Consider the following 6,427-nt stretch of genomic DNA (forward strand, 5'->3'; position numbering starts at 1 on the left):
CAGAGCTATCACCGTTCAAGGACGCGCCAGGAAACAGGGGCGGGAATCAGGAGGGCCGGGCGCGCGCGTACGACCTGCCATCCGCCCCTAAAGTCCGTATTGTTTAGATATGACCGCAAGCGGGCAACCGCATGTATGTGCTTCGGACAGGAGGCACATCCGTGGGACCGGCTGCCGCCGGAGGCCCCGATGTCCTCTCCCTGGTCCGCCCGCACCTCCCACGGTGTCTGCAGTTCCAGCACGTGCTGAGATGAGGTGCGCGATGCCTGTCGCCAGCAGCACGAAGCCCCACTCCCACGACGACGCCCCCGACACCGGCAAGGCGTTCGAACGGCTCGCGGGGCTGTCCGAGGGACCCGAGCGCCGGGCGCTGCGGGACGAACTGGTCCGGCTCTGGCTGCCCATGGCGGAGCGGATCGCCGTACGCTTCCGCGGCCGCGGGGAGTCGCTGGAGGACCTGTACCAAGTGGCCGCCCTCGGGCTGGTGAAGGCCGTCGACCACTACGAGCCGGACCGGGGCCGCGCCTTCGAGGCGTACGCGGTGCCCACCATCACCGGTGAGATCAAGCGCCACTTCCGCGACCACATGTGGACCCTGCACGTGCCGCGCCGGGTGCAGGACCTGCGCAACCGGGTCCGCGGCGCCATCAAGGAACTGGCGCAGACCACGCCCGGGCGGGCGCCGACCGTCGCCGAGATCGCCGCGCACACCCGGCTCAGCGAGGCGGAGGTGCGCACCGGCATGGAGGCGCTGGAGTGCTTCTCGGCGCTGTCGCTGGACGCCGAGGTCGCCGGAACGGACGGGTACGCCCTCGGGGACTCCCTCGGCGGGCCCGACCCCGGCTTCGACCTCGTCATCGACCGGGCCGCGGTCAAGCCCTGTCTGGAGGCGCTGCCCGAACGCGAACGCACCATCCTCTACCTGCGGTTCTTCGGCGGGATGACGCAGAGCCGGATCGCCCAGCAGCTCGGCATCTCGCAGATGCACGTCTCCCGGCTGCTCAGCGGCTGCTTCGACCGGCTGCGCGAGGAGCTGCTCTCGGAGACCGGCTGAACCCTCAGTCCGCCTCCGAAGGCGCGGGAGCCGGCCTCGGGGCGCCGGGCACCTGCACCGGTCCGTGGCGGTCGAGGGAGTTCTCGAGCGCCGCGCGGACGTCGGGCGGGATGTCGCCGCGGCGCCCCCAGACGAGGATCAGGTCCGCGATGTTGCGCAGTTTGATGTTGGTGTGCTGGGAGACCTCCTTGAGGATCTCCCACCCCTCGTCCGGGGACACCCGTCCGAGGGCCACCACCATCCCGATGGCCTGGTCGACGACCGCGTGCGAGGCCATGGCCTCCTTCAACTGGTCCACCTCGGCCTGCAGCTCGGCGATCCGGTGGAGCTCGGTCTCTCGCATGCGTCCATCGTGCTCACCCGCCTGGATCACCGCCACCGGGGTACCCGGCAGGCGCACCGCCCGCTCCGGCCGGACACTGGTCCAAGACCGGTGGCGCGCCGGTCCCCGAGACCAGGACAGCGACTGCCATGAACGTTGACACGCCTCCCGGCGGTGGACCGAGGACGAGGGACGTCGTCTCGACGCACTCCGTCTTCGGCGCCCCGTGCTGGGTCAGCCTGACCAGCCGCGATCTCGAGGCCACCCAGGAGTTCTACTCGGCCCTGCTGGGCTGGCGGTGGCGCGGCGCCAAGCTCGGCGAGCACTTCCGGATCGCGCTGGCGAACGGGGTGCCGGTGGCCGGGATCGCCGCGGTCGCCGCGATGTGGCAGATGGCGGTGGCCTGGACGCCGTACTTCGCGGTCCCGGACGCCGACGAGGCGGTGGCCCGGGCCAGGGAGCGCGGCGGTACGGCGGCGGTCGGGCCGCTGTCCTTCCCGCCGGGGCGGGCCGCCCTGCTCGCCGACCGGGACGGGGCCACCTTCGGGATCTGGCAGGGCGAACTGGTCTCCAACTGGGAGGCCTGGCGGCGGGCCGCCCCGACGTTCATCCGGCTGCACACCCGCAACGCGTTCGACTCCGCGATCTTCTACGGCGAGATCCTGGGGTGGGCCTCCGAGACCCCGGGGTGCTGCGAGGTGCAGTACGAGGGCGGCGAGGTGGTGCTGCGCAGCCGGGGCGACGTGGTGGCCCGGATCGACTCGGGTGCGGTGGAGGCCGCCCCGGACCCCTCCGTACGGCCGCACTGGCAGATCCACTTCGCCGTCTCCGACGTGGCGGGCTGCGCCCGCACCGCCGAGAAGCACGGCGGCAGCGTCCTGAGCGAGAACGCCGAGGAAGCGATCCTGCGCGACCCGGACGGCGCCCAGTTCACGGTGACGTCGGTCTCCCGCCGCTGAGCCGTCGGAGCGCGACGGGAGCCGAGGAGCGGGGCGCACCGTCCCAGGCCGCCGTCAGGCGGCGCACGGCACCGGCGACGTCCGTGCGGCGACCACGGCCGGCCCGCCACCGGGCACGCCCCCGTCCCTGCGCGTGACGACGACCGCCGGCGGCCCTCCCCCGACCGTCCGGCACGCCCGCGCGCACCGCCGAGGACCGCCTCCGTGCCGACGCGGCTACTTGCGGCCGCGGGACGGGCGCGACAGCAGGATCAGGCTACGGGGTTCCGTGCGGAGCCTGGTGCCGGGCTTGCGTTCGCGTTCGTCGGGGATGCCCTCCGGGTCGGCGGTGTCGATGAGGGTCGTCCAGCGCTCGCCGAAGGACTGGTCGGGAAGGCGGAAGACGACCGGTTCCCAGTAGCCGTTGAGCAGCAGCAGGAACGAGTCGTCGACGACGCGCCGCCCGTAGGAATCCCGTTCGGCGATGGCGTCGCCGTTGAGGAACACGGCCACCGAGTGCGCGTCACCACGCTGCCAGTCCCGGTCGGTCATCTCGCGGGCGTCGGGCCTGAGCCACATCAGGTCGGGCAGCGGCTGCTTGGCGTTGGTCGCGGTCTCACCGCGGAAGAAGCGGCGCCGGCGCAGCACCGGATGCTCCGCGCGCAGCCCGATGACGTACCGGGTGAAGGCGGCGAGCGCGCGCTGCTCGTCGGTCAGCTCCCAGTCGACCCAGGAGACCTCGTTGTCCTGGCAGTAGGCGTTGTTGTTGCCCCGCTGGGTGCGGCCGAGTTCGTCGCCGTGGCAGAGCATCGGGATGCCCTGGGACAGCAGCAGCGTGGCCAGCAGGTTGCGCTGCTGGCGGGCGCGCAGTTCCAGCACGGCCGGGTCGTCCGTGTCGCCCTCCGCCCCGCAGTTCCAGGACCGGTTGTGGTTCTCCCCGTCCCGGTTGTCCTCCCCGTTGGCCTCGTTGTGCTTGTCGTTGTACGAGACGAGGTCGCGCAGGGTGAAACCGTCGTGCGCGGTCACGAAGTTGACGCCGGCGCGCGGCAGGCGCCGGCTGTGCTGGTACAGGTCCGAGGAGCCGGTCAGCCGGGAGGCGAACTCGCCGAGCGAGCCGGGCTCCCCGCGCCAGAAGTCCCGTACGGCGTCGCGGTAGGGGCCGTTCCACTCCGACCACAGGGGCGGGAAGTTGCCGACCTGGTAGCCGCCCTCCCCCACGTCCCACGGCTCGGCGATGAGCTTGACGCGGCTGATCACCGGATCCTGCTGGATGAGGTCGAAGAACGCCGACAGCCGGTCCACCTCGTGGAACTGCCGGGCCAGGGTGGCCGCGAGGTCGAAGCGGAAGCCGTCGACGTGCATCTCGGTGACCCAGTACCGCAGCGAGTCCATGATGAGCTGCAGCACGTAGGGGTGCCGCATCAGCAGGCTGTTGCCGGTGCCGGTGGTGTCGTAGTAGTGCCCCCAGTCGCCGTCGACGAGACGGTAGTACGAGGCGTTGTCGATGCCCCGGAAGGACAGCGTGGGGCCCCGCTCGTTGCCCTCGGCGGTGTGGTTGTAGACCACGTCGAGGATCACCTCGAGCCCGGCCGCGTGCAGCGCCCTCACCATGGCCTTGAACTCGTTGACCTGCTGCCCCAGGGAGCCGAAGGCGGCGTAGGCGTTGTGCGGGGCGAAGAAGCCGATGGTGTTGTAGCCCCAGTAGTTGGCGAGGCCGCGGTCCTGCAGCACGCCGTCCTGGACGAACTGGTGCACCGGCATCAGCTCCACCGCGGTGACGCCGAGCGTGGTCAGGTGCTCCAGCACCGCCGGGTGGGCGAGCCCCGCGTAGGTGCCGCGCAGTCCCTCGGGGACGTCCGGGTGGGTGCGGGTCAGACCGCGCACGTGGGCCTCGTAGATCACCGAGTCCGCGTACGGCGTGCGCGGCGGGCGGTCGTCGCCCCAGTCGAAGTAGGGGTCGGTGACGACGCCGAGCATGGAGTGCCCGGCGCTGTCGGCCGGTGCGGGACCGTCGGGCGCGCGCTCGTAGAGCGAGGCGTGGTTGTCGATCTGGCCGTCCACGGCCCGGGCGTACGGGTCGAGCAGCAGCTTGGCCGGGTTGCAGCGGTGGCCGAGGGACGGCTGCCAGGGGCCGTGCACGCGGTAGCCGTAGCGCTGGCCGGGGCCGACGCCGGGCAGGTAGGCGTGCCAGACGAACCCGTCGACCTCGTGCAGCCGTACAGGGGTCCGGGCACCGGCCTCGTCCACCAGGATCAGGTCGACGCGTTCGGCGACCTCGCTGAAGAGGGCGAAGTTGGTGCCCTGCCCGTCGAAGGAGGCTCCCAACGGATAGGGGTGCCCGTTCCAGACGGGCACCCCTTTCCGGGACGTGCGGGCCGTCACCGGGCGCCCTCCAGAGCATGGTCGGGGGCGGTGACCCGGGCGGCGAGGGCGGCCACCGGCAGCTCGCGCGGCACCTGGAGCCCCTCGCTGAGGTTCGGCGCCGGGGCGCTCGGGACCAGCGGGACGCGTTCGCCGGCCCGGGCGCGCTGCGAGAACCAGATGATCTTGGTACCGGTCTCGGTGGCGCAGCAGCCCCAGCCGTCGCTCATGGCGGCGATGTCCACGAGGCACGCGCGCAGGTCCTGGTCCGGGCGCAGGTCGGGGTCGTCGCCCCCGAAGGCGGTGATGAGATGCTGGCCGTTCCACCACATCTCGATCGACGTGGTCTTGTCCGTGGCGTGCCGGTCGATCGCCGTGAGCAGCAGTTCGGCGCCGCGGCAGACGGGATCCGCGAGGTTCTCGAGGTCCCAGTAGCGGAGGTGGGCGGCCAGGATGCGGCTGACCTGTCCGACCCGCTCCGGGCTGACTTCCACGTCGAGGTGGTAGTAGCAGGGCACTGCGGTCTTCATCGTCGCTTGCTCCTCACCCGCGAAGCTCCCGCTCCCCCGCGCCCCGTCCGGGAGGGATCCCGGACTCCGGTCCGTCCGGGAGGGATCCCGGACACCCAGCGTGAGCATCGTTCGCTTCTGAGTCACCTCCACAGTGCGGTCGCTACGCCATTCGTGCAACACGATCATCCCGAACGGCGGGTTGGTTGAAGGTCCAACAGGACGTTGCGTCGTCATACGTGCACCATGAGTGAAAGCCTCGATCGCCGTAACGGTGCCGCGCCCACCCCTGCGCGGACACCACCCGACCGTCGGGAACGCGCCCAGTCGAGAGCGTGGAAGGTGAAGAGGGTCATGCTGCTACCCGCCAAGGCCGAAGTGGCCCGGCAGTTGCGGCGTTACCGGGCGTGGGAGCGCGTCATGCTCGCCTCGCCCCACGACCGCACGGTCCGGGCCACCTTCGAGGACTCGGGCTACACCTTGTGCGTGCTGATGGGAAAACGCTGCGCCCGTGAGGCGGCGGACGCGGCCGAGCGGTATCTGCGCTCGACCCCGGCCGGCTATCTGCGCGAGCAGGACGGGCGGCCACAGCCGGGCCGGTTGGCGCGACGCACGCCGCCACCGGAGCGGCGTTCCACGGCGTCGAGCCCCTGAGCTGGCACCGTACACGGAACGGCAGCAGCCGAACCGTTTTCTCGGATCGCGAAGCCGGGCCCGGGGCCCGGCTTCGCGTACGGCGGAGGTGAGATCCATGCGCAGGACCCCGGCCATCGGCCGTGTGCCGGTACGTGACGTACGGCCGGCCGTGGAGTGCGGCAGGCGCCCGGCGAAGGCGGTGGCCGGGGAGACGTTCCAGATCACGGCGACCGTGTTCCGCGAGGGGCACGACGTGGTGGGCGCCAACGTGGTCCTGCGCGATCCGAAGGGCCGCCGCGGCCCGTGGACGCCGATGCGGGAACTGTCCCCCGGCAGCGACCTCTGGGGCGCCGACGTGACCCCGGACGCGACCGGCCGCTGGACGTTCCGGGTGGAGGCGTGGAGCCATCCGCTGGCGACCTGGCGGCACACCGCCTCGGTCAAGGTGCCGGCGGGCATCGACACCGGCCTGGTCCTGGAGGAGGGCGCCGAACTCTACGAGCGCGCGGCCGCGTCGGTGCCCAAGGGGCCGGAGCGCGACCTGGTCCTGGAGGCCGCGCGCGCCCTCGGCGACGACACCCTGTCGGTGCACCACCGGCTGAAGCCC

At 71.9% G+C, this 6,427-nt stretch carries 7 protein-coding genes; 4 read left to right on the plus strand and 3 right to left on the minus strand.

What is annotated here, in order from left to right:
* Positions 1-262 precede the first annotated feature (262 nt).
* Positions 263-1,054 carry an RNA polymerase sigma factor SigF gene (locus AQJ66_RS33485; protein WP_107119118.1) on the plus strand — a complete coding sequence of 264 codons (792 nt, stop codon included), beginning with the start codon at positions 263-265 and terminating at the stop codon, positions 1,052-1,054.
* 4 nt (positions 1,055-1,058) lie between these two features.
* Here the strand turns inward: AQJ66_RS33485 and AQJ66_RS33490 are convergent, their stop codons facing one another.
* Positions 1,059-1,397 carry an ANTAR domain-containing protein gene (locus AQJ66_RS33490; RefSeq protein WP_061929624.1) on the minus strand — a complete coding sequence of 113 codons (339 nt, stop codon included), beginning with the start codon at positions 1,395-1,397 and terminating at the stop codon, positions 1,059-1,061.
* A 128-nt stretch (positions 1,398-1,525) separates the two neighbouring features.
* On the opposite strand from AQJ66_RS33490, the gene AQJ66_RS33495 reads away from it, so the two are divergent.
* Complete coding sequence (locus AQJ66_RS33495) at positions 1,526-2,335, plus strand: VOC family protein (protein ID WP_061929572.1); 810 nt, start codon at positions 1,526-1,528, stop codon at positions 2,333-2,335.
* Between the two features lie 216 nt (positions 2,336-2,551).
* Here AQJ66_RS33495 and glgX read toward each other — a convergent pair whose 3' ends face one another.
* Both glgX and AQJ66_RS33505 read right to left on the minus strand, forming a co-directional pair.
* Positions 2,552-4,696, minus strand: a complete 2,145-nt coding sequence (glgX, locus tag AQJ66_RS33500; RefSeq protein WP_107119119.1) for a glycogen debranching protein GlgX — start codon at positions 4,694-4,696, stop codon at positions 2,552-2,554.
* Positions 4,693-5,205 (minus strand): hypothetical protein, encoded by a 513-nt coding sequence (locus AQJ66_RS33505; protein WP_061929578.1) that lies wholly within the window; start codon positions 5,203-5,205, stop codon positions 4,693-4,695. The genes glgX and AQJ66_RS33505 overlap by 4 nt, the downstream gene beginning before the upstream one ends.
* A 333-nt stretch (positions 5,206-5,538) precedes the next feature.
* Here AQJ66_RS33505 and AQJ66_RS33510 point away from each other — a divergent pair, with 333 nt between their 5' ends.
* Positions 5,539-5,838, plus strand: a complete 300-nt coding sequence (locus AQJ66_RS33510; protein WP_061929579.1) for a DUF5133 domain-containing protein — start codon at positions 5,539-5,541, stop codon at positions 5,836-5,838.
* 97 nt (positions 5,839-5,935) lie between these two features.
* Positions 5,936-6,427, plus strand: a 492-nt coding sequence (locus AQJ66_RS33515) for a maltotransferase domain-containing protein (RefSeq protein WP_159052682.1), incomplete at its 3' end; no start/stop codon positions are given.

The sequence above is a fragment of the Streptomyces bungoensis genome, assembly GCF_001514215.1.
Taxonomy (GTDB): domain Bacteria; phylum Actinomycetota; class Actinomycetes; order Streptomycetales; family Streptomycetaceae; genus Streptomyces; species Streptomyces bungoensis.

Bases quoted from the DNA above. Each gene is read 5' to 3' on its own strand.
- AQJ66_RS33505 (WP_061929578.1), bottom strand. From the start codon at position 5,205: ATGAAGACCGCAGTGCCCTGCTACTACCACCTCGACGTGGAAGTCAGC.
- AQJ66_RS33490 (WP_061929624.1), bottom strand. From the start codon at position 1,397: ATGCGAGAGACCGAGCTCCACCGGATCGCCGAGCTGCAGGCCGAGGTG.
- AQJ66_RS33510 (WP_061929579.1), top strand. From the start codon at position 5,539: ATGCTGCTACCCGCCAAGGCCGAAGTGGCCCGGCAGTTGCGGCGTTAC.
- AQJ66_RS33495 (WP_061929572.1), top strand. From the start codon at position 1,526: ATGAACGTTGACACGCCTCCCGGCGGTGGACCGAGGACGAGGGACGTC.
- AQJ66_RS33485 (WP_107119118.1), top strand. From the start codon at position 263: ATGCCTGTCGCCAGCAGCACGAAGCCCCACTCCCACGACGACGCCCCC.